The following is a 25,887-nucleotide window of genomic DNA, read 5'->3' as shown; positions in this document are numbered from 1 at the left end:
GGAGGCACCATGGCTGAACGATCATTCGAACGAGAGGTCCAGGATCTCAAGCTCGGCGCGGGCGACCTGTTTCGCGGCGAGGGCATCCTTGCCATCACCAAGGCCCTGCTCCAGTCCGGCGTGTCCTATGTCGGCGGTTATCAGGGCTCGCCCATCTCGCATCTGATGGATGTGCTCGCCGACGCCAAGGACGTGCTCGACGATCTCGGTGTGCATTTCGAAAGCTCGGCCTCGGAAGCGGCCGCGGCCGCGATGCTCTCGGCCTCGGTGATGTACCCGATCCGCGGCGCCGTGACCTGGAAATCGACCGCCGGCACCAACGTCGCCTCCGACGCGCTCTCCAACCTCGCCTCCGGCGGCGTCACCGGAGGGGCGCTGATCGTCATCGGCGAGGACTATGGCGAGGGCTCCTCGATCATGCAGGAGCGCAGCCACGCCTTCGCGATGAAATCGCAGATCTGGATGCTCGATCCGCGCCCCAATCTGGGAAGCATCGTCAAGGCGGTCGAGGACGGGTTCGAACTGTCGGAGGTCTCGAACACGCCGGTGATCCTGCAGGTCCGCATCCGCACCTGCCATGTCCATGGCCAGTTCGTCGCCAAGGACAACCGCAAGCCGGACTTCACCCTGCGCCAGGCGCTGGAAAGCCCGAAGCGCGACACCGGTCGCATCGTGCTGCCGCCGGCCTCCTTCATCCATGAGAAGGAGAAGCTGGAAAAGCGCTGGCCGGCCGCAATCGACTTCATCTCCTCGCGCAAGCTCAACGAGGTGATGGGCCCCGAGGATGGCGAGGTCGGCATCATCCTGCAGGGCGGCATGTACAACAACGTGCTGCGCGCTTTGCAGCAGCATGGGCTGGCCGATGTCTACGGCGCCTCCGCCGTGCCGCTCTACGTCATGAACGTGACCTACCCGCTGATCCCCGACGAACTTGCCGACTTCTGCGCAAGCAAGCGGGCGGTGCTGATGGTCGAGGAGGGCGCACCGGAGTATATCGAGCAGGGGCTGAACACGCTTTTACGCCGACGCGACATCCAGACCACGATCGCCGGCAAGGACATGCTGCCGATGGGCGGCGAATATACCGCTCAGGTTCTGGCGAAGGGTATCGGCAGCTTCCTCGAAACCCATGCCGCCATGCTGCTCGGCAACCGCCCGCCCTTGCCCGATCCGAGCGCCGTGCTCGACGATCCCCGCGTCAAGGCGCTCGCCGCTGTCGTGCCGCAGCGTCCGGCCGGGTTCTGCACGGGCTGCCCGGAGCGGCCGATTTTCGCCGCGATGAAGCTGGTCGAGAAGGAACTCGGCCAGCACCATGTCGCCGCCGATATCGGCTGCCATCTGTTCTCGATCCTGCCGCCCTTCAACATCGGCGCGACGACGATGGGCTATGGGCTGGGGCCGGCCTCGGCCTCGGCCTTCAACGTCGCGGCCGACAAACGTTCGATCTCGATCATGGGCGATGGCGGCTTCTGGCATAACGGGCTGGCGAGTTCGGTCGGCAACGCCGTCTTCAACAAGCAGGACGGCGTGATCCTCGTCGTCGACAACTATTATTCCGCGGCGACCGGCGGGCAGGACATCCTGTCGTCGCGCGCCCAAAACCCCGGCCGCCAGACCAACAACTCCATCACCTCGGCGGTGAAGGGCATCGGCGCCAAGTGGGTCCGCCAGATCGACCGGACCTATGATGTCGCAAAGATGCGCGACACGCTGCGCGAGGCGCTGACCACGAAGGAGCCCGGCCCCAAGATCATCGTCGCCTCATCGGAATGCAGCCTGAACAAGCAGCGGCGCATCAAGCCACTCTTCAGCGCGGCGGTGAAGCGGGGCGAGCGCGTCGTGCGCGAGCGCTTCGGCGTCGACGAGGATGTCTGCACCGGCGACCATGCCTGCATCCGGCTCTCTGGCTGCCCCTCGCTCTCGGTCAAGCACACCGACGACCCGCTGAAGGACGATCCGGTCGCGGCGATCGACAATACCTGCGTCGGCTGCGGCAATTGCGGCGAGGTGGCCGAGGCCGCCGTGCTCTGCCCCTCCTTCTATCGCGCCGACATCATCCACAACCCGACCGGATTCGACCGCTTCGTGGCGAAGTTGCGCGGCGCGGTCATCGGTTTCCTGCAGCGCCGGCGCGAGCGCAGCCGCATCGTCTTTCCGGCCTGAGGCGCTCAGCAATGAACACTTTTGAGGTTTCGCGCGCCGCATTATCGACCGACAAGCCGCTCTCGCTGGCGATCCTGGCCATGGGCGGACAGGGCGGCGGCGTGCTGGCCGACTGGATCGTGGCGCTGGCGGAGAGCGAGGGCTTCGTCGCGCAGTCGACCTCGGTGCCCGGCGTCGCCCAGCGCACCGGGGCTACGATCTACTATATCGAGATGCTGCCGCCCAAGGACGGCCGCCTGCCGGTGCTCTCGCTGATGCCGACGCCGGGCGATGTCGACATCGTGCTGGCGGCCGAGTTCATGGAAGCCGGCCGCTCGATCCTGCGCGGACTGGTGACGCCGGAGCGGACCACGCTGATCGCCTCGACGCATCGTTCCTTTGCGGTTGCGGAAAAGGAACAGCCCGGCGACGGCATCGGCGACCCACTCGTCGTGGTCGACGCCACCGATGTGGCGGCGCGCAAGACCATCGCCTTCGACATGCAGGACCTGGCCGAGCGCCATGGCAGCGTGATCTCGGCTACGATGTTCGGTGCGCTGTCGGGCGCCGGCGTCCTGCCCTTCGGCAAGGCGGCTTTCGAGGCGACGATCCGGGCCGGCGGCAAGGGCGTCGAGCCGAGCCTGCGAGCCTTTGCCGCCGGCCACGACCGTGCCAGCGACAAGCCGCGCGACCCGGTCAGGAAATCGGCGCCCAAGCGCTTCGAGCCGGTCCCGGCCTCGGCCGGGCATGCCGCACTCGACGCACTGCTGACGCGTATCCGCGACGATTTTCCCGAGACGGCACAAGCCATGCTCTATGCCGGCGTGAAGAAGCTCGTCGATTTTCAGAACCCCGCCTATGCGGGCGACTATCTCGACCGGATGGGGCGATTACTGGCGCTGGACGAGCGCTCGCACGGAGTCGAAGAGGGGCACGCGTTCACGCAGACCGCCGCGAAATATCTCGCCGTCGCCATGGCCTATGACGATGTCATCCGTGTCGCCGATCTCAAGGTCCGGGCCAGCCGCTTCGCGCGTGTCCGCAACGAGGTCGGCGCCAGCGTGGATCAGCTCGTCTACACCACCGAATTCATGCATCCGCGCATGGAGGAAGTGCTGGGCACCCTGCCCCGACGGCTCGGTCTCTGGCTGGAGGCGCGGCCGACGCTCGTCGCGCGGCTCGACCGTATCGTCAATCGCGGCCGGCGCGTCCGCACCGGCACGATCCTGTGGTTTTCCGCGCTTTATCTCCTCTCCGGTCTGAAGCCGATGCGCCTGGGCACGCTGCGCCATCAGCGCGAAATCGCCCATACCGAGGCCTGGCTCGCCGTGGCCGAGGAGACCCTGCGGCAGAATTACCATCTCGCCGTCGAGGTGCTCGGCTGCCGCCGGCTGGTGAAGGGCTATTCCGACACCCATGCGCGCGGCGCGGCGAAATTCGACAGGGTGCTCTCGGCCCTGCCGCTGCTGGTCGGGCGCGAGGACGGCGCAGCCTGGCTCAAGCGGCTGCGGCAGGCTGCTCTGCTCGACGAGGACGGCATCGCGCTTGATGGCGCGCTGAAGACGGTGGCGAGTTTATAGGAGCGCGTCGGCCCGCTCAGATCTCGTGCTTGCGGATGTTGCGCAGCACCTTGTGCAGGGTGCCGGTGAAGGCCTGGTACTCGTCCTCGTCGACGCCTTCGAACATGGCGGCGAACATGTCGTACATCATCGGCCAGATCTGCTCGAAGGCCGCCCGCCCGTTCTCGGTGACGTGGATTTCGCGCACGCGCATGTCCTCGTCGCGCTGCTGGCGGCGGATGAAGCCTTGTTTCTCCATCGAATCGAGCGTGCGGCTCATGGTCGACTGCTCGGTGACCGCGAAGACCGACAATTCGTTGATGGTCAGGCCCGAGGTGATGCACAGAACCGCCAGCGCCCGCATCTTCGGCGTGGTCATGTCATGGGCCTTGAGAGCGTCCGAGAGGTTGGCGTTCCAGCGCGCCGAGACGCGATTCATCAGATAGGGTGCGAACTGGTTCAGCCCGATCTCGCCCATCGAGGGCCGGGCGTCGCTGCCGACGCGCCCGAGCACGCTGCCGGGTTGCGGCTCGGCCGCGGCATCGACCATCGCGGCGGCGCTCATCTTGGCATGGTCGTTCATGGCTTTCGAGTTGCAGCCGCGAGCTGCCCTGTCAATGCACAAGACCAGGCGCAAGACCCGCTTTCGATACGTCCTGCCCCGCGTAGCTCAGGGCTTGTCCTTGACGATATGGGCTGCGATCAACCGCGCGAGTTCGACGGCGTTTCGCGCCTCCAGCGCCGCAATCATGGCGTGGTGGTCGCGGTCGCTCTGCACCAGCGTCTCGTGCGAATTCCATACCGTGACGTCCGAGCCGCGAGAGCGGTCGCGCAATGTCCAGATCGTTTCCTCCAGCACCGGATTGCCGCAGAGGCTGTAGAACAGGTGATGGAACTCGCTGTTGATCTGGCTCTGCTGGATACGGGTGCCGGCCTGCACCGCATCGCCGAAACGGTCGGCGAGCTCCTTCAGCCTGGCGATCGTCGCCGCGTCGATGCGCGCGACGACGGCGGGCGCGGCTGCTGTCTCCAGGATGACGCGGGTCTCGCGGATGGCGCGGGAGGTGCCGGCGTCGATCTGCGCGACGCGATAGCCGCGATTGGGCACATGCTCGATCGTCTTGCGCACCGCGAGTTCGTCGAGCGCACCGCGCACGTCGAAGCGGGTCGCCGCGAATTTTTCCTCCAGATCGATCTGACGCAGCCATTCGCCCGGCCGGAAGGCGCGCAGGTTGATCGCCTCGGCGATTTCGCCGGCGAGGGCGCTCTTGTTGCTGCGACGAGTGGTTTTCATCCGAATCTCTGGCGTGGCCGGAGTCTCTAGCAGATTTCGATTCACAGCGATCTGCCCTGTTGCGGCCCGCAGCGTAACATGCAACTTTATTGGCGCCAATTATTCCGCCAACGAGTTTTCGTCATGAACGCCTCGCCAGAGATCACCCGCAAACCGGAGGACGAGGCCACGTCGCGGGCTCGCGCGCTCTATGATCTCGGCCCGACCTCGATCATGGCCTGCAAGGCCGATCCGCGTTTCAGCTACTGCCTCTACGTGCCGCAAAGCCTCGGCAAGGGCGGAGAAGCGCCGGAACTCGTCGTCGCCATGCACGGCACCGGGCGCGGCTTCATCGGCTATCGCGACGGCTTCGAGGAATTCGGCCGCTGGAACAACTGCGTCATTCTCGCGCCGCTGTTCCCGATCGGCGTGCTCGGCGACGATAATCGCGACGGTTTCAAATACATGCGCGAGGGCGCGATCCGCTATGATGAGGTGCTGCTCGCAATGGTCGATGAGGTGGCGCAGCGCTATGGCCTGTCCTTCGACCGTTTCGGCCTGTTCGGTTATTCGGGCGGCGGCCATTTCGCCCACCGCTTCCTGATGATGCAGCCCAAGCGGCTCTTCGCCTGTTCGATCGGCGCGCCGGGCTCGGTGACGCTGCTCGATCCGAGCCGCGACTGGTGGGTCGGCACCCGCAACATGGCCGAACTCTTCGGCGTTACGCCCGACATCGAGGCGATGCGCCAAGTCAAGGTCCAGATGATCGTCGGCGCGGCCGATCTGGAGACCTGGGAGATCACCCACCGGCAGGGCGGCCGCAACTGGATGCCAGACGCCAATCATGCCGGCGCGACGCGACCGGAACGGCTGGCGCGCTTGCGCAAATCATTCGAGGATGCCGGCGTGTCCGTGCAATTCGATCTCGTGCCGAACATGGCCCATGATGGCCTGCGGGCGGTGCCGCGGGTTCAGGATTTCTTCGCCGGCGTGCTCGCGGCGCGCCGCGCCGAAGCGGCCTGAGCCCTCCCGGCAAGCCTGTCCAGAACAAGGGGAACCGACATGAACCGCCTCATCGCCTCCGCCGTCATGCTGGCGGCCTGCGCCAGCCCGGCTGCCGCCCAGTCGATCACCGTCGCGGTTGCAGCCGATGTCCGCAGCATCAATCCCGGCGTCAATCGCGACGACAACACCGACGATTTCGCGCTGCAGATCGTCGAGGGGCTGGTCGGCTATGACGAGGGCGGCATCGTCCAGCCGCTGCTGGCCGAGAAGGTCGACACGTCCGCCGACGGCAAGACCTACACCTTCACCCTGCGCAGCGGCATCAAGTTCCACAACGGCGCCGATCTGACCTCCGCCGACGTGCTCTGGAGCTGGAACCGATATATGGACCCGAAGACCGACTGGCGCTGCCTGTCGGAATTCGACGGCCGGGGCGGCCTGAAGGTCGAGGCTGTCGAGACGCCCGACGCGAAAACCGTCGTGATGAAGATCAACCAGCCCAACGCGCTCTTCCTCGACTCGCTCGCCCGCACCGACTGCGCCATGGCCGGCGTCACCCATAAGGATTCGGTCAAGGCCGACGGCAGCTGGGACAAGCCGATCGGCACCGGCCCGTTCAAGTTCGGCGAATGGAAGCGGGCCGAGTATTTCACCATGACCGCGTTCGACGGCTACAAATCGCCGAAGACCGACGGCAAGCCCGATGGTTATGTCGGCTCGAAGCGCCCGCTGGTGAAGGACGTCAAGTTCCTGATCGTCAAGGATCCCGCGACCGTAAAGGCCGGGCTGACCTCCGGCGCGCTCGACATGAGCGAAATCCTCGCCAGCGATGTCGAGGAGATCCGCAAGATCCCCAATCTCGCCGTGGCCACCGCGCCGACCGCGACGCGCCATGTCCTGCTGATCCAGACCCGCGACGCGGTGACAGGCAACGTCAAGCTGCGCAAGGCGATCGCGGCCGCGCTCGACATGGACGAGATCGTCGCCACCGCCTCGAACGGGTTGGGCCAGACCAACAACTCGCCGATCTACTCGCGTTCGGCCTATTTCGGCGCGGTCGAGAAGCAGGGCCATAAGTATGATCCCGCCGCCGCCAAGAAGCTGCTCGCGGAAGCAGGCTACAAGGGCGAAAAGATTTCGATCCTCGCCAACAAACGCCCGACCGTGCCGAGCTTCCCCGCCGCCGTCGTGGTTCAGGCCATGCTGCAGGCCGCCGGCATCAACGCCGAAATCGAGGTGATCGACTGGGCGACGCAGCTCGACCGCTACAACAAGGGCAATTACCAGATGCAGTCCTTCTCGTTCTCGGCGCGCTTCGACCCCGCGCTCGCGTTCGAGCAGTTCGCCGGCCCCAAGGACAAGCAGCCGCGCAAAATCTGGGACAATCCGCAGGCGCAGGAGAAGATCGACCGACTGACGGCCATCGCCGACAAGGTCGAGCGTCAGAAGCTCGTCGACGAACTCCACAAGGGCGTCATCGACGAAGTCCCGCTGATCTTCATGTACAACGGCGTCGACTCGATCGCACACAGCAAGAAGCTCTCGGGCTTCCAACCCTGGCAGTCGAAGCTGAGGATGTGGGAAGTGACCGTCGCGAAGTAACCAAACCGCCCCTCCGCTGACGACCGAGCCCGGGAGCTCCCGATGCTGCGCTTCGCCCTGACCAGGATCGCCATGGCCGCACCGACGCTGCTGATCGTGGCGGTGTCGGTCTTCGTGCTTATCCGGCTGATCCCGGGCGACCCCGCGGCGCTGATGCTCGGCGATTTGGCGACGCCGGCCAGTCTCGCCGATCTGCGCGCCAAGCTCGGGCTCGACCAGAGCCTGTTCATCCAGTTCGGGATCTGGTCCGGCAACCTGCTGCACGGCGACTTCGGCTCATCCATCAACACGCAGGAGCCGATCCTGCCGCTGATCCTGTCGCGCTTCTGGGTCAGCGCCCAGATCGTGCTTGTCGCGGTGTTCTGCGCCAGCCTGGTCGCGGTGCCCGCCGGCGTCATCGCCGCATGGAAGCAGGATTCCTCGCTCGATCTCGGATTGGTGGCGGTCGCGACGCTCCTGCTCTCGATCCCGACCTTCTGGCTCGGCCTGCTGCTGCTGCTGTTCTTCGGGCTCAAGCTCGGCTGGCTGCCTGTCGTCGGCTATGTCTCGATCGGCGACGATCCCTGGCGCGGCATCCTCTATCTGGTCATGCCGATCCTGACGCTGTTCCTGCACGAGATCGGCGTGCTGATGCGCATGGCGCGGGCCTCGACGCTGGAGGTGCTCAGGCTCGACTACATCACCCATGCCCGTGCCAAGGGCCTGTCGGAGATGGCGGTGCTCTGGCGGCACGCCTTCAAGAACGCGTTCGGACCGACCTGGACGCTGATCGGCCTCGTGCTCGGCAATCTGCTCGGCGGCATCGCCGTGGTCGAGACCGTCTTCACCATCCCCGGCCTCGGTCGCCTGCTCGTCGATGCGATCTTCGCCCGCGACTATCCGGTGATCCAGGGCTGCATGCTCTTCGTCGCCTTCACCTATGTGCTGGTGAATCTCATCATTGACCTCTGCTATCCGATCTTCGATCCAAGGGTTGCAGCCGAATGAAGCTCCCTCCGCTCAATGCGCTGATCGGCGGCGGCCTGATCGGGACGCTGCTCGTCGCGGCCGGCATGGGCGCGCTCTGGACGCCCTATGATCCCTTGCGCCTGTCCTTCCGCTTCAAGCTCGCGCCGCCATCTTCGATGTTCTGGCTCGGCACCGACGAATTCGGCCGCGATGTGCTCTCACGCCTGATGGCGGGGGCTGCGACCTCGGTCTGGATCAGCATCCTGACGGTCTCGCTCGCGGTCGTGCTTGGCACCCTGATCGGACTGTTCTCCGGCTATATGCGCGGCTGGGTCGACCGTATCGTCATGGCCTTCAACGACGCGCTGCTCGCTTTCCCCGGCATCCTCCTGGCGCTCGGCCTGCTTGCCGTGGTCGGCGCCAATAAATACGGCATCATCCTGGCGCTCGGCATCGCCTATACGCCCTCTGTCGCGCGTATCGTGCGCGGCACGGTCTTGTCGCTGCGCGAAAAGGAGTTCATCGCCGCCTCGCGCGTGATGGGCAATTCCGAGACCTTCACCATGGCCCGCCACATCCTGCCCAATTGCATCGCGCCGCTGACGGTGCTGGCAACCTCGATGTTCGGCTATGTTCTGCTCGCCGAAAGCTCGCTCTCATTTCTGGGGCTGGGCGTACCGCCGCCGGCTCCGACCTGGGGCAACATGCTGGCCGGCGCCAGACCCTATCTCGGTCAGGCGATGTGGCTCGGTATCTTCCCGGGCCTGTGCATCTCGCTGACCCTGCTCGGCATCAACCTGCTCGGCGACGCTGTGCGCGACAAGCTCGACCCCCGCATGAGGGGCGTACGATGACCGGCCTTGCGACGACCCGGCCGCTGCTTGAGGTCGAGAACCTCACCCTTGCGATCAAGGCGACAGGCCGGACCGTGGTCAACGCCGTCGGCTTTGCGGTCTCGGCCGGCGAGATCGTCGGCATCGTCGGCGAATCCGGTTCTGGCAAGACGCTCGCCGCTCGCGCCATCATGGGCTTCGTCCCTCCGGCAGTGGCGCTCAAAGCCGGCTCGATCCGCTTCGACGGCGACGAGATCACCACGATGTCGCCAAAGCGCCTGCGCGCCGTCCGCGGCGCCAAGGTCGGCATGGTCTTCCAGGAGCCGATGACCTCGCTCAACCCGTCGATGACGATCGGCCGGCAGCTCGAGGAAGGCCTGTCCCTCCACCGCGATCTCGACGCGGGCGGACGGCGCGCGCTGATCCTCGATATGCTCCGCCGCGTCGGCCTCTCAGACCCGGAAGGCACGCTCGACGCTTATCCCCACCAGTTCTCCGGCGGCATGCGCCAGCGCATCATGCTGGCCTCGGTGATGCTGCTCAAACCCGCGCTGCTGCTTGCCGACGAGCCGACGACCGCGCTCGACGCGGTCGTCCAGCGCGACGTGATGGAGTTGATGGTCGGTCTGACCAAGGAGAACGGCACCGCCGTGCTCCTGATCTCGCATGATCTCGGCATGGTCGCGCGCTATTGCAGTCGCATCGTCGTGATGTGCCAGGGCGACGTCGTCGAGCAGGGGATCGCCGAGGACATTCTGGCGCGGCCGCAGCATCCCTATACCCGCAAGCTGCTGGCCGCGATGCCGCTGCGCGGCCCGGTCCGCGATCTGCCGGCAGCGCCGACCCCGATCGTCGCCGTGCGCGATCTCGTCGTCGATTATCCCGGCCGGCAGCGCTTCTTCCGCAAATCCGCGCCCAAGCGCGCGCTGCACGGCATATCGCTCGATGTGAAGCCGGGCGAAGTCGTCGCCGTCGTTGGCGGCTCGGGCTCCGGCAAGACCACGCTCGGCCAGTCGATCGCCGGCCTCGTCAAAGCCAGCGGCGGCGAGATTCTGTTCGACGGCAAACCGATCTTCAAAAGCGAAACGGCCTATTGGACCTACCGGCTGAACTGCCAGATGGTCTTCCAGGATCCCTATTCCTCACTCGATCCGCGCATGACGATCGGAAAGCTGGTTGCCGAACCGCTGCGGCTGGTGCCGGACATGACCTCGGCGCAGAAGGCTGCCCGCCTCGCCGAGGTGCTGGCCGAGGTCGGGCTCGCGGACGGCTTTTCCGAGCGCTATCCGCACGAATTGTCTGGCGGTCAGCGTCAGCGCGTCGCGATCGCGCGCGCCGTGGTGCGGCGGCCGAGCTTCGTCATCGCCGACGAGCCGGTCTCGGCGCTCGACGTCACCGTGCGGGCGCAGGTGCTGGAGCTTTTCGCCGAGTTGCAGAGGAAGCACGGCTTCTCCTGCCTGTTCATCAGCCACGACCTCGGCGTGGTCGAGCAGGTCGCGGACCGCGTCGTGGTGATGAACGAAGGCCGCATCGTCGAGGAAGGCTCGCGCGACCAGATCTTCGACGCGCCGCAACACGCCTATACGCGAAAACTGCTGTCGGCCGTGCCGGGGCTGGAGAGCGTCGAGGGCGGCGGCGTGCGGCTGTTCTGGCGGTTGGGCGAAGGGGCATGATGATGCGCGCGCCTCCCTTCTCCCCTTGTGGGAGAAGGTGGCTCGGCGAAGCCGTGACGGATGAGGGGTCGCGCGACGCATCTTCCGTTTCCGTGGCCGACCCGCCGATAAATCCGGTCGGCGCGACCCCTCATCCGGCGCTTCGCGCCACCTTCTCCCGCAAGGGGAGAAGGGAAGCGGCGCGGCGCATTCGCCCTAACCCAAGGCCCTATCCATGAAGAACGGCATGATCGTCTGCCCGCAGCCCGAGGCCGCCGAGGCCGGCGCGGCCGTGCTGGAACGCGGCGGCAATGCGGTCGATGCAGCCATCGCATGCGCCTTCATGCAGGGCGTGGTCGATCCGCTGATGTCGGGCATCGGCGGCTTTGGCTCGATGCAGCTCTATATGCCGGGCAAGGGTATCCACCAGATCGTCGAGTTTTATGCGAAAGCCTCGCTCGCTGCGACGCCGGACATGTGGGCTCAGAAGCTTCTCGGCCAATCGCGCGACGGCTTCGCCTTCCTGCTGGAGGGTGGCATCAGCGAATTCGGCCATCTCGCGGTGTGCACGCCCGGCAGCGTCAAGGGCTATGATTACGCGCTGTCGCGCTTCGGCACGATGGACTGGGCCGACGTGATCGCGCCGGCGATCAGGCAGGCGCGCGAAGGCGTGCTGGTGCGCCCGCACATGCACTGGTTCTGGACGCAGGATCAAAAGGGCTCGGGCCAGGTCAACACCCCCGACAAGCTGCGCTACAGCGAGACCGGCAAGCGCCTCTATTTCAGGCCCGACGGCAGCGCCAAGCGCCCCGGCGACATCCTGGCCAATCCCGACATGGCCAATACGCTGGAGCGCCTCGCCAAGGGCGGCGCCGACCTGTTCTATCATGGCGAACTGGCGCAAGAGATCGCCGCCGATTTCGCCGCCCATGGCGGGCTGATCTCGCGCGAAGACCTCGCCGCTTACGAACTCTCCGTCGCGGAGCCGATCTGGGGCTCCTATCGGGGCCATCGCATCTCGACGAGTCCGCCGCCGGCAAGCGGCGTGCTGATGCTCGAAATCCTGCACATGCTCGAGCATTTCGAGATCGGCTCGCTGACCCATGGTTCAGCCGAGCATGTCCGGCTGCTGGCCGAGGCGATGAAGCGCATGACCATCGACAAGGACGCTTTCATGGGCGATCCGGCCTATGTCGATGTTCCCGTCGAGCGGCTGCTCTCGAAGGACCATGCCGCCGCCCGGGCGCAAAGCATCCGCAGCGGCGAGAAGGCCGATGTGAAGCGGCTCGAACGCTCCTCCTCGCGCGAGACCACCCATGTCTCGGTCGTCGACCGGCACGGCAATGCGGTCGCGCTGACGCATACGCTGGGCTCGCCCTCGGGCGCGATCACCGAGGGGCTCGGCTTTATCTACAACGGCACGATGAGCCGCTTCGACCCGCGACCGGGCCACGCCGGCTCGATCGCGCCCGGCAAGCGCCGCTCGTCCTCGGCCGCGCCGACAATCGTTTTCAAGGGCGACGATCCCTTCATCGTGATGGGCGCGCCGGGCGGCAGCTATATCGCGCCGGCGATGGCTCAAGGGGTCATGAACGTGGTCGATTTCGGCATGGGCATGCTGGAGGCCGTCGCCGCACCACGCATCGTCGCGGTCTCCAACAGCATCGACATCTCCAACCGCATCCGTCGCAGCGTCGGCGAGGAGCTCGTGGCGATGGGCTACGACGTCAAGCGCTCGGCCCAGAGCTATCCCTTCGCTGCCCTGCACGGCGTCCGCATCGAGGACGGGCTCTGCTCCGGCGGGGCCGATCCGCAGCGCGACGGCATGGCGATCTCGGTTCCGGCACGATAACCGCCGTCAGACCCGCCCCGACACCGGAATGAACGCACCGGTGACGCCGCTGGCGTCCTCTGCCAACAGGAAGGCGATGGCCTCGGCGATCTCCTTCGGCGTCACCCATTTCGCGTGGTCGGCCTCGGGCATCGCCTCACGGTTCTGCGGCGTGTCGATGATGCTGGGCAGGATGGCGTTGACGCGCACGCCATCGCCCTTCAATTCGTCGGCGAAGCTTTCGATCAGCCGGTGCACGGCGCTCTTGGCTCCGGCATAGGCGCTGAGTCCTGAGGGCGCCTTGATCGCCGCACCCGCGCCAATGGCGACGAGGCTGCCGCAACCGGCGGCTTTCATCGGAGCCAGCGCCGCGCGGAAGATGTTCAGCGTCGTCAGCACATTGAGCCGGTACATCTTGTCCCAGAGATCGGGTCCGCTTTCGACGGCCGAGGCTGCCGCGAAACCGCCGACCGTATGGGCGACGCCGTCGATGCGGCCAAAGCGGGCGAGCGTGGCGCGCACGGCCTCGTCGCAGGCGGCGGGATCGAGCAGGTCAAGACCGGGCAGGACGAGATGACGATCGCCGCCACCGAAGGGCGCCAGCAGTTCGGCCAGCGCGGCAGCGTGATGATCGACGGCGACGAGGCGCGTGCCGCGTCCTGCAAGCGTCGCCAGCAAGGCGCGGCCGACATTTCCGGCTGCGCCGGTGACGATCACGATCGAGGATTTGTCGCTCATATCGGCTCCCTGGCGAGGCTGGACTTATCAGTGCGGCGGTTGAAGCCGGCGGCGAATGCGCGCGGCGGCGGCTTCGAACCCGCTCAGCACGAGGAAGACGAGACAGAGCCTGACCGGCAGATCGAAATCGGCGAGACCCAGCGCCGCGACCAGAGGGCGCGACCCGCTGAAGGCCAGCCAGGCCGCGGCGCAGGCAAGACAGGTCGCGGCGAGGGGCAGAAAGCGCACCATCACAGCCGCCGCAGCGACTTGATGTCGACGCGCAGCACCAGCACGTTGCCGATGCGCTCGACCTCGCCTTCGAGCGAGACGGGGATTGCGGCGATCTCGCGGATCGCGTCGGGGACAGGGCCGCCATCGGCTGCCGCAAGCACCAGATAGGAGCTGCCCGCAACAGGAGCAGCGGTGACGAGGACGGCGGGAATCTGGCCGATCAGACAGAGATTGGCGCAGGCCTTGTGGGCGAGGCCGGAGCCCGGGCGCATCGCGCCGGAATAGCATTTGCCGTCGCAGATCTCGCCGGCGATGCGCCAGCGGCCCAGCGCCTCGCGGTTGGCTGGCGGCAATGCGGCGTCCGCGCCCAGCGCCTTGACGGGTCCGTCGACCACCAGCATCTCGATGCTGCCGCGTTTCAGGATACTGCCGCGCAATTCGACCGGGCCCGCGCCGTCGGGCAAGGCTGCGCCATGCTTGCCGTCGCCGGCCAGGAGCAGAACCCGCCCGCGCGGGTGCGCGGCATCGGCCGGCAGATGCAGCAAGGGCGATCCGGCAAGGCTGACATGCCCGCGCATGACGACTTCGCCGCCCCAGGCTTCTGGACCGACGGGTCTGCCAGTCGCGTCGTGCTCGCCGAGCCGCAGCAGGCTACCGGCCGGGTCGTCGGCATTGCGGCTGAGGCCGAAGCCGAGCAGCGCTAGTCCTGCGACGAATACGACGCCGGCAAGCACCAGGAAACGGCCAAGCCTGCGCCCGGTCTTGCCGCTCCAGCCGATGAAGAAGACGTCGTCCTGCGGCGCCGGCGTCATGACGCCTCCGGCGGTATCACGATGGGCTCGACCGCCGTGCCCAACGGATTGGGGCGCGGATCGAGCAGGATGATGCGGCCTTCGAGCTTGAGCCGGTAGGTCGAGACCCGCTCGGTGAAAGGCGCCGGGGCGCAGCCGTCGCGCAGGCGGTATTCGTAGCCATGCCAGGGGCAGACGACGCAGCCATTCTGGATGCGGCCCTCGCCGAGCGGGCCGTTCTGGTGGGCGCAGAGATTGCTGACCGCGGCCAGCGTGCCGCCATCGCGGAAAATCGCGACGGATTGGCCATCGGCCAGCGGCACGACGAGCCCGCGCCCTTCCGCGATGGCGTCGACCGACCCGACGCTGCGCCAGAGCGGATCGGCGGTTGCGGGCGCGGGGCGGCCGTCGCCGGCGCGCTCGCGCCAGGCAGCCGTGAGATGCAGCGCGGTCAGGATCGCCGCACTCGCGAAGACCAGTGTCGGCAAGCCAGCGTTGCGGGCGTCCTGCAGCGCACCGAAGGCCACATGCGCGACGATCAGGCCATAAGCCGCATAGACCGCCATGTGGATGGCCTTCCACAGCGGTGGCCCGAGAAAATTCAGCCAGAAATCATGGCTCGTTGCCGCCAGCAGCAGGAGGATGAGGAAGGCGGCGAATCCGAACGGGATGAAGGGAAAACCGCGAAGATTTCCATAGCCGGCGTCGGTGGCAAACAAGGCGACCCAGGGGTCGAGCGGGCTGAAGGCGAAATACCATGACAGCACGGCGGTCAGATGAGCGGCGGCAACCGCGCAGGTGATCACGCCGAAATGCCGGCGGTTGTAGAGCAGGGGCAGGAAGCGCGTATCGAGCCGGGCGAGCGGGCCGATCATCAACACGATCGTCAGCAGGATGAAGGCGCAACTGCCATAAGCCTTGATCGCCAGCGACTGCTCGTCGAGCAGCGTGCCGGGCGAGCGCCCTGCCGGGGCAAAGCGCAGAAAGGCGGTCAGATAGACCGCGACACCCGCCAGCAGCACGGCATCGTAGACGATCTTGCTGCGCGTCCAGCCGACGGGGTGATAGCTGACGCTCACGAAGCGATATCCAAAGAAAGCGCGCCGAGGCGCAGCGAAGGCTGCTCGGGCAGCCGGTGCTGGCGCAGGCTCCACGCTGTCGCGAGGATCAGCGGCAGCACGAGCGCAAGCGCTACCCAGAGCATGAGATGAAGCTGCTTGTGGCGACGGCGCACCGGATCACCCCTCGGCCCGATTGGCGACAAACCAGCGCCAGAGCACATAGGGCCAGAGCAGCGTCAGTCCCGGCAGCAGCAGCGGGCGGAAGGCATAGGCCCCGCGCGCCGACGGATCGAGCCGTTCGATGCCGAAGAGCAGGAACGCCATCGCGACCACGAGCCCTGTCGCCAGCCAGGCCTGGCCGAGCGCGACGACGAACTGCGCAACCGCCATATGGCGCTCCTCTGGACGGTCGGACAGCGTCGGCTCGCAATCAGGACCGGGCGGCGGCGGTTTCCCAGCGCTCGAACAGCCAGACAGCTACAGCACCATAGATCACGTGTCCGACGAAGCTCATATAGGAAAGCTCGCCGCCCTCCCCGAGCAGGTAGAACGACAGCCCGCCGATCGGCGCCATCAGGCCGAGCGCGTTGAACCAGGTGAAGTTGCCCCACACGATGGCGTCGGCGATGGTCTGGTCGCGATTGATCCAGCGCGTGGCGATCAGGCCCAGCACCGCCGTGTAGAAGATGAAATGGATCGGCTTGAAGCCGCCTGTGAAGATCAGCCAGACGAGGCCGGCCGTGAAGGTGACGAAGACGATCGCGTCGAGCACATCCTGCCAGCGCGGCACGAAGCGCGAAACCACGAAATAGGCGACCGGATAACCGACGATGCCGACGCCATAATGCAGCGCCTCGCGCAGCAGATAGGGCACGGAGAGGCCGAAGCGATACTGCGCGATGGCATCGATCAGCCCGGCCGGCTCCAGCGGATAGCCGAGCACCGCCCTGGTCAGCACGCGCGCCCAGACCTCCCAGATCAACAGGCCGACAAGGCCGCCGAGGAACAGGCGCCCTATCGTGGCGAGGCTCGGAAGGACGGGGGCGGGCTTGGCGGTCATCGACATCGGTTGGCCTCATGGCGCGGCAGCCAGGCTGCTCGTGGATCAGTGATGACAAAACACCTGCCGGAAACGGGTCGCCCCGAGCAACACACGTCGTTTCACGTCAAGGCGACAAACGCGTGATCACGTTACAGCGTCACGCAGCAGCGCGGCCTGCGCGCCCTCCAGCACGGCGTCGCTTTCGTCCTTGAGATCGACGCCGGTGAGGGAGCGGCGGAAGGCCTGGTCGATCAGCCAGGCGAGCTTGGTCGCGGCATGCGGGAAGGACAGCCCGCCGGGCCGGATGTTCGAGACGCAGTTGCGGGCTGCGTCGGTCAGGCCTGGCCTCGGCGCGAAGGTGAGATAAGCGCCCAGCGAGTCCGGCGAGGACAGGCCCGGCCGCTCGCCGATCAGCACCAGCGCCATGCGCGCGCCGAGCGCATGCGCGGCCTCGTCACCCAGCGCCACGCGGGCCTGCGACGCGACCGCGACCGGCGCGAGCAGGCTGTGCCGACGTTCGAGAGCGGGCAAAAGCGCCTCGACGAGAGCCACGGCGTTCTGATGCACCGCCGTCGAGGAGAGACCGTCGGCGATGATGATGGCGAGGTCGCAGGGCGCATGCCTTGCCGCCAGCGCCACGCGGCTCTCGGTCGAGAGCCCCCGGCCGAGATCGGGGCGGCGCAGATAATCCTGCCGCGTGCGCGCCGCGCTCTCGATCTGGATCGTGTCGAGCGAGAGCCGGCCGAGACCCTGCGCGACCTCCTCGGCCCGGAACGGCTCGTGGACCGCATCGCGAGCCTGCGCATGAGCAAGACCGAAGCGCAGCACCTCGCGGGTGGGCAGCGAGGCTCCCGAGCGTCCGAGCCCGATCCGCGCCGGCGTCAGCTCCGCCAGTTGCGCCCAGCGCTGCGCCACGGAGACGTTCCTGTCGTCGCTCATATCGCTGCTCTCTACGCCGCCCTGCCTGGAAGCACGGAGAGCAGCGACTGCCCGCCCTGCCCCGAGGTCAGACGCCCGGCCGCATCGGTGATGTCCATGCGTTGCAGCCAGGCCTCGAACTCCGGTGCGCGGCGAACGCCGAGCACCTCGCGGATGTAGAGCTGGTCGTGAAAGGAGGTCGACTGGTAGTTCAGCATCACGTCGTCGGCGCCGGGTACGCCCATGATAAAGCTGACGCCGGCCGTGCCCAGCAAGGTGAGCAGCGTGTCCATGTCGTCCTGATCGGCCTCGGCATGGTTGGTGTAGCAGATGTCGCAGCCCATCGGCACGCCCATGAGCTTGCCGCAGAAATGATCCTCCAGCCCGGCGCGGATGATCTGCTTGCCGTCATAGAGATATTCCGGCCCGATGAAGCCGACCACGGTGTTGACCAGCAGCGGCTGATAGGCGCGCGCCACCGCATAGGCGCGGGCCTCGACGGTCTGCTGATCGACGCCGTGATGAGCGTTGGCCGAGAGCGCCGCACCCTGCCCGGTCTCGAAATACATGACGTTGTCGCCGACCGTGCCGCGCTTCAATGAGCGGCCGGCCTCCAGCCCCTCCTGCAGCAGCGACAGCGTGACGCCGAAGGAGGCGTTGGCGGCCTGCGTCCCCGCCACGGACTGGAAGACGAGATCGACCGGCGCGCCCTGCTCGATCAGCGCGATCGACGAGGTGACATGGGTCAGGACGCAGGCTTGCGTGGGTATGTCGAAGCGGGCGATCAGCGTATCGAGCAGCCGCAGCATGTCGCCGATCGCGCCCAGCGAATCCGAGGCCGGGTTGATGCCGATCACCGCATCGCCGCAGCCATAGCTCAGCCCGTCTATGGTCGAGGCGAGGATGCCGGCGGCATCGTCGGTCGGGTGGTTGGGCTGCAAGCGCACCGCGAGCGTGTTGGCTAAGCCGATCGTGTTGCGGAACTTCGTCACGACGCTGCATTTCCTCGCAACCAGGATCAGATCCTGGTTGCGCATCAACTTGGAAACCGCCGCCGCCATCTCCGGCGTGATGCCGGCTGCGAGCTTCGCCAGCGTTTGCGCCGTCGCCTTGTCGGAACAGAGCCAGTCACGGAACTCGCCGACGGTCAGGGACGACACGGCCGCAAACGCCGCCGCATCATGACTGTCGACGATCAGCCTTGTGACCTCGTCGTCCTCATAGGGAATCAGCGCCTCGTTCAGGAAGGTCTTCAGCGGCACGTCGGCCAGCGCGATCCGCGCCGCCATCATCTCCGCCATGCTGGAGGCGGCGACGCCGGCCAGCACGTCGCCCGAGCGCATCGGCGACGCCTTCGCCAGCAGCGTCTTCAGATCGGCGAAGACATGGCCCTGTCGCCCGACCGCCGCACCATAAGCCATGCCATCAACCCTCTCTTCCGCAACATGCTATTGCGGATATTGGAATGCGCAAACGGGCCTGCAGCATTGATGCCACGCGCCACGCCCCTTATCGCTTCGCATGAGAGCGGACTCCAGCCGCCGGGAATCAGGAAACGCCATGACCGAACGCCGGACCATCGGGGTCTTCGACTACGTCGTCATTGGAGCGGGCTCGGCCGGCTGCGTCGTCGCCAACCGTCTCTCGGCCGATCCGTCCAAGAAGGTTCTGGTGCTGGAGGCCGGCCGCAAGGACGACTGGATCTGGTTCCATATCCCGGTCGGCTATCTCTACGCCATCGGCAATCCCCGCGCCGACTGGCTGTTCAAAACGGAGCCGCAGGCAGGGCTCGACGGGCGCGAACTGCCCTTTCCGCGCGGCAAGGTCGTCGGCGGCTGTTCGGCGATCAACGCGATGATCTATATGCGCGGGCAGGCCGCCGACTATGATGGCTGGCGCCAGCGCGGACTTTCCGGCTGGGGCTGGGACGATGTCCTGCCCTATTTCCTGAAGCACGAGGACCATGTCGCGCCAGGCGCCGACGGCTTTCACCGCTCCGGCGGCGAATGGCGCGTCGAGCATCCGCGCGTGCGCTGGGACATTCTCGACGCGGTCCGCGACGCCGCCGAAAGCGCCGGCATCGCCAAGATCGCCGACTTCAACACCGGCGACAATGAAGGCTCGGCCTATTTCCAGGTCAACCAGAAGCGCGGCCGGCGCTGGAGCGCCTATACCGGCTTCCTCAAGCCGATCCTCGACGTGCGCGACAATCTCCGGATGGAGACGCGCGTCATGGTCGAGCGCATCGTCGTCACCGACGGGCGGGCGAGCGCGGTCGAATTCAGCCATGGCGAGGAGAGCCTGCGCGTCGAGGTCAGCGGCGAAGTGGTGCTGAGCGCCGGCTCCTTCGGCTCGCCGGCGCTGCTCGAGCGTTCCGGCATCGGCGACGGCGCCCGCCTGCAGGCGCTGGGGCTGGATACCGTCGCGCATCTGCCGGGCGTCGGCGAGAACCTGCAGGACCATCTCCAGATCAGGCCGGTCTACAAGGTCGATGGCGTGCGCACGCTGAATAGCGATTACGCCAAACTATGGCGACGGCCGCTGATGGCGCTGGAATATGCAGCGTTCCGCACCGGCCCGCTGACGATGGCGCCTTCGCAGGTCGGGGCTTTCGCCAAGTCGTCGTCCGACTACGCCACCGCCAATCTCGAATTCCATTTCCAGCCGCTCTCGCTCGACAAATGGGGCGACGGCCTGCACCCGTTCGGCGCGTTCACCGCCAGCGTCTGCAATCTCAGGCCGTCGAGCCTGGGCAGCGTCCATCTGAAGAGCCCCGATGCAGCGGCCGCGCCGGCGATCTCGCCGAATTACCTCGACACCGACGAGGACAAGCGCGTCGCAATCGATGCGCTGAAGCTCGCGCGGAAAATCGTGGCGCAGCAGCCGCTCGCCCGCTTCCATCCGCAGGAGCATTCGCCCGGCCCGGACGCGACCTCCGACGAGGCCCTGCTGGCGGCCGCCAAGGTGCTGGGCACCACGATCTTCCATCCCGTCGGCACGGCCAAGATGGGCCGCGACGACGACCCGACTGCCGTGCTCGACGAGAGGTTGCGCGTACGCGGCGTCCGGGGCCTGCGCGTCATCGACGCCTCGGTGATGCCCGCCATCACCTCGGGCAACACGGCTGCGCCGACCATGATGATCGGCGAGAAAGGCGCGCAGATGATTCTGGAGGACACGAGGGCTGCGTGAAGCTGCGCCATGCGTGCTATGACAAGAGCGTGCCGGATGACGCCGGCCCGCAGGAACTGTCATGACGCTGCAGCCACCCCCGCCGCCGCAACACAGCCTGCCGGTCCGACTCGTGATGGCCCTCGCCCGAGGCGTCCTGATCTTTCTGGTCCTGCTCGACGAGGTCGCGCGCCCGCTCTACCGCCCGCTCTCCGACTGGCTGGCGCGCTTGCGCATCGTCGCCCGGATGGAGGCCGCGATCGCGAAGCTGCCACGGCTCGCGATTCTCGCCCTGCTGGCGATCCCGTTTGCGGTCGCCGAGCCCCTCAAGATCATTGGTGTCATCATGATCGCGCGCGACCAGGTCGTCGCCGGCCTCGTCGTGTTGGGCCTGTCCTATCTCGCGAGCTTCCTGCTGGTCGAGCGCATCTACCATGCCGGGCGCGACAAGCTTTTAACCTATCGCTGGCTCGCCTGGGTCATGGGTCTGATCACGACAATCCGCGGCCGCGCTGTCGCCTGGGTCAGGGCGAGCGCGGCCTATGCCTTCGCGCTGCGGGTGCGCGACGAGGTCAGGAACTGGTGGCGCGGGCAGCGTTCGATGTGAAGGCCGGGTCTCGCGCAGGCCGACCTCTCAGAACGAAATGTCGAGCCGTCCGCGCAGGGTCTGGTCGCGCGTGCGTTCGCTCAGCGCCGCCGCATAGGAAAGCCCCAGCGCCGCATTGCCGGCGACGCGCCAGGTCAACCCGGCCTCCGCCACGAACGCATCGCGCGCCAGCGGCGCTGCATAGACGCGATAGCTCGCCGAACCCGAGGCGAAGGCTAGCACCGCGGCCGGCGTCGTCTCGCCGAAGGCGTGCCGCCAGCCGACCATTGCGCGGGCAAAGATCGGCGTCGCGCCCAGTTGCGCCTCGGCGCGCAGGCCCAGAGTGGAGAAGCCGAGCATCTGGTCGCGGCCGGCAAGCGTCAGCGCAGCCGGCCCGCCGCGCTCAGTCACCGCTTCGGTCCGCAAAGAGAGGAGCGCCAGTTGCGCGAAGGGCTCGAAGGCGATGCCGGCCCAGGGCAGCCGATAGCCGACCTCGCCAAAGGCCTGCGCGGTCGTGCTGCGGCCATCGGAGCGCAGCAGATCCGACAGGTTTCGCAAGCCCACGAGCCGCGTCAGCCGCGTTTCGTTCCAGGACAGCGCCGCCCCGCCACGCAACGCGAAGCCGCCGACGAGCGCGCCGCCATAAAGCCCGACATGGCCGCTCTCCTGGCTGCCATTGGTCGAGCGTGCGTCGAGATCGAAGCGGGTGCGGGTATAGCCGCCGGCGACGCCGACGCGCCATGGCGCGGGCCCCGAAGGCGATTCATATTCGAGGCCAACCAGCATCCCACCGGTGGTGCGGCTCAGCGAAGCAGCATTGCCATCGGCGTCGCTGCGGCCCTGCGCGCCAACCGCCTCGCCCCACGCCGTAAAGCGGCGGCTGTCGAGACCGGCGGCGGGCAATGTCGCCGGCTGCGGCCTGCCCGGCGCATCGGCCGAAAACGCGCCAGAGACGAAGCCTTGCGGCGTAGCGGCGAAAGGCGCGCGCAGCCGGTTGAGCATGGTCTCGCGGACGAGGTGGCTGGTCTCGACCGCGACCGTCACCGCCTGGGCATGGCCCTCGCCCGAGAGCGCATCGAAACCGGCGCGCGCTTGGTCGAACGTCGAGAATAACAGCGTGTCGTAGATGCGGTTGCCGGTCCCAAGCCTCTCGACGACGCGCGCGATGCCGATCTGGTTGCGTGTCTGCGCAACGAAGCGCACTTGCGTGGCGGGCCCCTGCGGCGTGGTCACAGGCGGCGCGAAGGCGACGTCGTTGCGCGCCAGCGTCAGCGCCACCTCGTTTGCGCCATAGCTCAGGCTCGGCGTCAGGAAGGCGAGGTTCGAGGTCGATCCGGCGAATTGCCCGCTGACGCCGCCCTGCGCGGTCAGGATGACATAGCGGGTCGCGAGCGCGTAATCGCCCTGCTCGGCGAAGACCTGCACGGTTCCACCCGTCAGCAACGCCGTCCCCGTCGCAACGATCCTGTCGCTCGCGCCGGTCGCGTTGAGTTCGACCTGGTAGTTCGCCCCCGGTCCGAAGGCGACGTTGCCGGCGACGTTGAGCGTGCCGATCGAATTGCCGGGAGCGACCGTGCCGGCGACCGCATTGATGCCGCCGATGACGCCCGAGCCACCGAGTGCGCCGCCGTTCAGCGTCACCACCGAGCCGGTGAGAGAGCCATTGACGACCAGCGTCCCGGCCGTGACGCTCGTCGCGCCGGTGAAGGGGCTCGTCCCGGTCAGGATCAGCGCGCCCGCGCCCTGCTTGACGAGCGTGCCCGTTCCCGAAAGCGCACCGGCATAGGCGCCGGCCGAAAGCTGGTCGAAGACGAGCGCGGCATTGTTCAGGATCGCGCCCTGCAGGCTCAGGCTGTTGCCGACCAGCGTGCCCGCCGTGACGGTCGTACCGCCGGAATAGCTGTTCGCGCCGGTCAGCGTCAGTGCTCCGGTTCCAACCTTGTCGAAGCCGCCCGTGCCGGTGATGCCGCCCGAGAACGTCGTCGAACTGCCGTTTCCGCCAGCGCTCAGGCTCGCCGCGCCCAGCGCAACCGTGCCGCCGCCGGCAAGCGAGCCGATGGTCTGGCTGAAGCCGTTGAGCGCGAGCGTCGCGCCGGTCGCGATCGTGAAGGCGGAGCCCGGCGAGAACGCGCCTGCGGCTCCGGCCTGCAGCGTCCCGCCGCCGACATCGGTCGAGCCGGTGTAGCTGTGCGTGCCTGTCAAAAGCAGCGTGCCAGCGCCGGCTTTCGACAGGCCGCCCGTGCCAGAGAAGGACTGTGCCACCGTGAAGGTGTTGGCGGCATCGGCGATGTCGAAGCCGCCGCCGGCCGGTCCGAAGCTGATCGGCCGCACGCTTTGGGTGAAAGCCGCGCCGGTGATCTGCAGCACGCCGCCGTTCAGCGTGAGTGCGCCCGCGAGACCGCCGAGATTGGCTTCCGACGACACGCTGAGCGTGCCGCCTTCCAGCACCGTCCCGCCGGTAAAGGTGTTGGCGCCAGTCAGCGTCAGGATGCCGGCGCCGCGCTTGGTCAACGAGCCTGGCGTGAAGTTGGCAAGAATGTCGTTTGCGATCGTCGCGCTGTCGGTGAAATCGGCAACGATACGACCGTCGAGCACGATGGCGCCGGCCGCGATCGTCAACGTCCCGGCGCGCCCGCCATTGCCGATGTTCAGCGTCCCGAGTTCGGCGATCTGGAGATCGCCGGAGGTCAGGACCAGCGCGCCGCCATCGGCAATGGTGACGCTCGTCGCTTCGACCGCGCCGGGCCCGATCGAGAGCCCGCCGCCCCCCACGGTCCAGGTCGATCCTGCTCCTGTCACCAATGCGGCGATCGGCGCCGCGAGGCCGATGATCGAGGCGCCGCCTGTCGAGGTCAGAGAGCCGCCGGCCGCGACGGTCAGCGAAGCGGGAAAGCCGAGGCTCTGCACCGCGAGAATGCCGGTGGTGATGGCCGAGCCCGCGCCCGTGACCAGCACGGCGCCGGCAAGCAACGTCGTCCCGCCGCTGGCGAGCGCGCCGCCCTGCTCGACCGTCAGAGTACCCGCCACAGCCGTATCGTTCGCGATAGTGACCGCCGAGCCCACGCCGCTGATCCGCGCCGCGCCGAAGACGAGGAATGAGCCGGCGCCCGTCAGCTTGGCGCCCTGCTCGACGACCAGCGTGCCGGCCTCGATGTCGATGAGCCCGCCGACGGCGAGATCGCCGCCGCGCAGGACGAACTGGCCGGTGACGCAGCTGCAGAGCGTCAGGTCGCCGCCGATCGAACTGCCGGCGCCCGTCAGCACCTGAATGCCCGGCCCCTCGTGGCTGAGCGAGCCGTCGCCGCTCAGCGCGCCCGAAAAGATCGCGGCAACGGCGTTGAAGCCGGTCGACAGCGTCGCCCCGTTGCCGATCTCGACATTGCCCGCGCCGGCGAGCGAGCCGACCGTGGCGAAGGCATTATCGGCGATCCTGAGCGTAGCGAGTGCGGTGACCGTATGATCGGACGCCTGCGACAGCGGGGATGCACCATCTGCCGTCAGTATGCCCTCTAGAATCTGGGTCGCGCCGAAATAGGTGTTGTTGCTGCCGGTCAGGACCAGTTCGCCGGCGCCGGTCTTGGTCAACCCACCGGCCCCGGCGATGTCGCCTGACAGGGTCAGGGCGGTGGCGGCTGCGACATCGAAGGTTCCGCCGCTGGCGTTGAGAGTCACGATGCGGGCGGACGCGACGCTGGCGGTGGTGATGAGCCCGCCGCCATTGAAGCTCAACCCGCCGGCGACGTCGCCCAGATTGCTGTCCGACGAGATCGAGATGCGCCCGCCATTGATCGTCGTGCCGCCGTCATAGGTGTTGCCCCCCGACAGCGTCAGCGTGCCCGCGCCGGTCTTCACCAGCGAGCCGCCGACGCCGCTGATCGTACCGATGACGGTCGTGCTGAGGCGGTTGCCGCCGACCGTGAGTTCATTGCCGCCGAGACCATAGTTGCCCGCGCCGGCGATCGAGCCGGCGCTGAGCTTGCCGTCGCCAAGCGGGCCGGTGCTGCCGGAGAAGTCCGTCGTGTTGCCGTTGCTGGTGATGATCGCGGCATCGCCGGCCGTGCTCGTGCCGGTGAAATTCAGGGTGTTGTTGTTGACCAGGGTCTGAATCTGGCCGGAATTGTTGACGACGCCCGCGCCCGTGATCGTCAGCACGTTCCCGATCGTGATGGTGTAGGCGCTCGCGCCGACGCCGAAATTCAGGCCGTCGAAGCTCGCATCCGCCGTCGTCAGGATTGCCGTGGTGTTGGAAAGACCGAAAAAGGCCGTCCCGGTCGGCACCGTGGCCGGCGTCCAGTTCGCTCCCGCATTGAAATTGCCGGAGCCCGGATTCAGCAGCCAGGTCGCGTCCTGCGCCAGCACGGGCCCCGGCAGAAACAGCGCCGTGCCGGCGAGCAAGGCGCGCAACAGGCGCGACAGTGGAGCAGCGACCCTGCAACCAGAAACAAAATCCACGTACTGACGAGCCCCCGCCGTGGCTCCAGCCTAATACTTGGGCAGCGGCGCTGCAATGGATTGCAGCGGA

Annotated in this window: 22 protein-coding genes; 10 read left to right on the top strand and 12 right to left on the bottom strand. The window is 67.2% G+C overall.

Features of this window, described 5'->3' with window-relative positions:
• Window positions 1-9 precede the first annotated feature (9 nt).
• Both AC1DZY_RS13925 and AC1DZY_RS13920 read left to right on the top strand, forming a co-directional pair.
• Window positions 10-2,163, top strand: a complete 2,154-nt coding sequence (locus AC1DZY_RS13925; RefSeq protein WP_476820714.1) for a thiamine pyrophosphate-dependent enzyme — start codon at window positions 10-12, stop codon at window positions 2,161-2,163.
• A gap of 11 nt (window positions 2,164-2,174) precedes the next feature.
• Entirely contained in the window at window positions 2,175-3,722 is a 1,548-nt protein-coding gene (locus AC1DZY_RS13920) for an indolepyruvate oxidoreductase subunit beta family protein (RefSeq protein WP_476820713.1), read from the top strand.
• A gap of 16 nt (window positions 3,723-3,738) precedes the next feature.
• Here AC1DZY_RS13920 and AC1DZY_RS13915 read toward each other — a convergent pair whose 3' ends face one another.
• Both AC1DZY_RS13915 and AC1DZY_RS13910 read right to left on the bottom strand, forming a co-directional pair.
• Window positions 3,739-4,179 carry a MarR family winged helix-turn-helix transcriptional regulator gene (locus AC1DZY_RS13915; protein ID WP_476820766.1) on the bottom strand — a complete coding sequence of 147 codons (441 nt, stop codon included), beginning with the start codon at window positions 4,177-4,179 and terminating at the stop codon, window positions 3,739-3,741.
• A 192-nt stretch (window positions 4,180-4,371) separates the two neighbouring features.
• The gene (locus AC1DZY_RS13910) at window positions 4,372-4,995 is read right to left on the bottom strand and encodes a GntR family transcriptional regulator (protein ID WP_476820712.1); all 624 of its coding nucleotides are present in this window, start codon (window positions 4,993-4,995) and stop codon (window positions 4,372-4,374) included.
• Window positions 4,996-5,118: 123 nt separating this feature from the next.
• Between AC1DZY_RS13910 and AC1DZY_RS13905 the strand changes: the two genes are divergently transcribed.
• From AC1DZY_RS13905 to ggt, 6 genes are all read left to right on the top strand, one after another.
• Entirely contained in the window at window positions 5,119-5,997 is an 879-nt protein-coding gene (locus tag AC1DZY_RS13905; protein WP_476820711.1) for an alpha/beta hydrolase, read from the top strand.
• A gap of 39 nt (window positions 5,998-6,036) precedes the next feature.
• Window positions 6,037-7,581 carry an ABC transporter substrate-binding protein gene (locus AC1DZY_RS13900; protein ID WP_476820710.1) on the top strand — a complete coding sequence of 515 codons (1,545 nt, stop codon included), beginning with the start codon at window positions 6,037-6,039 and terminating at the stop codon, window positions 7,579-7,581.
• Between the two features lie 42 nt (window positions 7,582-7,623).
• Window positions 7,624-8,568 carry an ABC transporter permease gene (locus tag AC1DZY_RS13895; RefSeq protein ID WP_476820709.1) on the top strand — a complete coding sequence of 315 codons (945 nt, stop codon included), beginning with the start codon at window positions 7,624-7,626 and terminating at the stop codon, window positions 8,566-8,568.
• Window positions 8,565-9,383: an ABC transporter permease gene (locus tag AC1DZY_RS13890; protein WP_476820708.1), complete on the top strand. Its 819-nt coding sequence runs from the start codon at window positions 8,565-8,567 to the stop codon at window positions 9,381-9,383. Before AC1DZY_RS13895 ends, AC1DZY_RS13890 begins: the two co-directional genes overlap by 4 nt.
• Window positions 9,380-11,035 carry an ABC transporter ATP-binding protein gene (locus AC1DZY_RS13885; RefSeq protein WP_476820707.1) on the top strand — a complete coding sequence of 552 codons (1,656 nt, stop codon included), beginning with the start codon at window positions 9,380-9,382 and terminating at the stop codon, window positions 11,033-11,035. The genes AC1DZY_RS13890 and AC1DZY_RS13885 overlap by 4 nt, the downstream gene beginning before the upstream one ends.
• A 214-nt stretch (window positions 11,036-11,249) precedes the next feature.
• On the top strand, window positions 11,250-12,866 hold the full coding sequence (ggt, locus tag AC1DZY_RS13880; RefSeq protein ID WP_476820706.1) for a gamma-glutamyltransferase: 1,617 nt from the start codon (window positions 11,250-11,252) through the stop codon (window positions 12,864-12,866).
• A 6-nt stretch (window positions 12,867-12,872) separates the two neighbouring features.
• Here ggt and AC1DZY_RS13875 read toward each other — a convergent pair whose 3' ends face one another.
• From AC1DZY_RS13875 to AC1DZY_RS13835, 9 genes are all read right to left on the bottom strand, one after another.
• Window positions 12,873-13,583, bottom strand: coding sequence for an SDR family oxidoreductase (locus tag AC1DZY_RS13875; RefSeq protein WP_476820705.1), 711 nt, complete (start codon window positions 13,581-13,583; stop codon window positions 12,873-12,875).
• Window positions 13,584-13,610: 27 nt separating this feature from the next.
• Complete coding sequence (locus AC1DZY_RS13870) at window positions 13,611-13,814, bottom strand: hypothetical protein (protein ID WP_476820704.1); 204 nt, start codon at window positions 13,812-13,814, stop codon at window positions 13,611-13,613.
• Complete coding sequence (locus AC1DZY_RS13865) at window positions 13,814-14,608, bottom strand: hypothetical protein (protein WP_476820703.1); 795 nt, start codon at window positions 14,606-14,608, stop codon at window positions 13,814-13,816. The genes AC1DZY_RS13870 and AC1DZY_RS13865 overlap by 1 nt, the downstream gene beginning before the upstream one ends.
• On the bottom strand, window positions 14,605-15,666 hold the full coding sequence (locus tag AC1DZY_RS13860) for a Rieske 2Fe-2S domain-containing protein (RefSeq protein ID WP_476820702.1): 1,062 nt from the start codon (window positions 15,664-15,666) through the stop codon (window positions 14,605-14,607). Before AC1DZY_RS13860 ends, AC1DZY_RS13865 begins: the two co-directional genes overlap by 4 nt.
• Window positions 15,663-15,821 (bottom strand): hypothetical protein, encoded by a 159-nt coding sequence (locus tag AC1DZY_RS13855; protein WP_476820701.1) that lies wholly within the window; start codon window positions 15,819-15,821, stop codon window positions 15,663-15,665. The genes AC1DZY_RS13860 and AC1DZY_RS13855 overlap by 4 nt, the downstream gene beginning before the upstream one ends.
• A 4-nt stretch (window positions 15,822-15,825) precedes the next feature.
• Window positions 15,826-16,038 carry a hypothetical protein gene (locus AC1DZY_RS13850; protein WP_476820700.1) on the bottom strand — a complete coding sequence of 71 codons (213 nt, stop codon included), beginning with the start codon at window positions 16,036-16,038 and terminating at the stop codon, window positions 15,826-15,828.
• A gap of 40 nt (window positions 16,039-16,078) precedes the next feature.
• On the bottom strand, window positions 16,079-16,714 hold the full coding sequence (locus AC1DZY_RS13845) for a hypothetical protein (protein ID WP_476820699.1): 636 nt from the start codon (window positions 16,712-16,714) through the stop codon (window positions 16,079-16,081).
• A gap of 120 nt (window positions 16,715-16,834) precedes the next feature.
• Complete coding sequence (eutC, locus tag AC1DZY_RS13840) at window positions 16,835-17,629, bottom strand: ethanolamine ammonia-lyase subunit EutC (RefSeq protein ID WP_476820698.1); 795 nt, start codon at window positions 17,627-17,629, stop codon at window positions 16,835-16,837.
• 11 nt (window positions 17,630-17,640) lie between these two features.
• Window positions 17,641-19,029, bottom strand: a complete 1,389-nt coding sequence (locus AC1DZY_RS13835; protein ID WP_476820697.1) for an ethanolamine ammonia-lyase subunit EutB — start codon at window positions 19,027-19,029, stop codon at window positions 17,641-17,643.
• Window positions 19,030-19,168: 139 nt separating this feature from the next.
• Here AC1DZY_RS13835 and AC1DZY_RS13830 point away from each other — a divergent pair, with 139 nt between their 5' ends.
• Window positions 19,169-20,800 (top strand): GMC family oxidoreductase, encoded by a 1,632-nt coding sequence (locus AC1DZY_RS13830; RefSeq protein WP_476820696.1) that lies wholly within the window; start codon window positions 19,169-19,171, stop codon window positions 20,798-20,800.
• A 61-nt stretch (window positions 20,801-20,861) separates the two neighbouring features.
• Window positions 20,862-21,386: a hypothetical protein gene (locus tag AC1DZY_RS13825; protein ID WP_476820695.1), complete on the top strand. Its 525-nt coding sequence runs from the start codon at window positions 20,862-20,864 to the stop codon at window positions 21,384-21,386.
• A gap of 27 nt (window positions 21,387-21,413) precedes the next feature.
• Here the strand turns inward: AC1DZY_RS13825 and AC1DZY_RS13820 are convergent, their stop codons facing one another.
• On the bottom strand, window positions 21,414-25,817 hold the full coding sequence (locus tag AC1DZY_RS13820; RefSeq protein WP_476820694.1) for an autotransporter domain-containing protein: 4,404 nt from the start codon (window positions 25,815-25,817) through the stop codon (window positions 21,414-21,416).
• Window positions 25,818-25,887: the final 70 nt, after the last annotated feature.

This window comes from Allobosea sp. P2_A10 (assembly GCF_056405115.1).
Note: the sequence above shows the minus strand (reverse complement) of the source record. Positions and strands in the feature narration are given on the sequence as shown.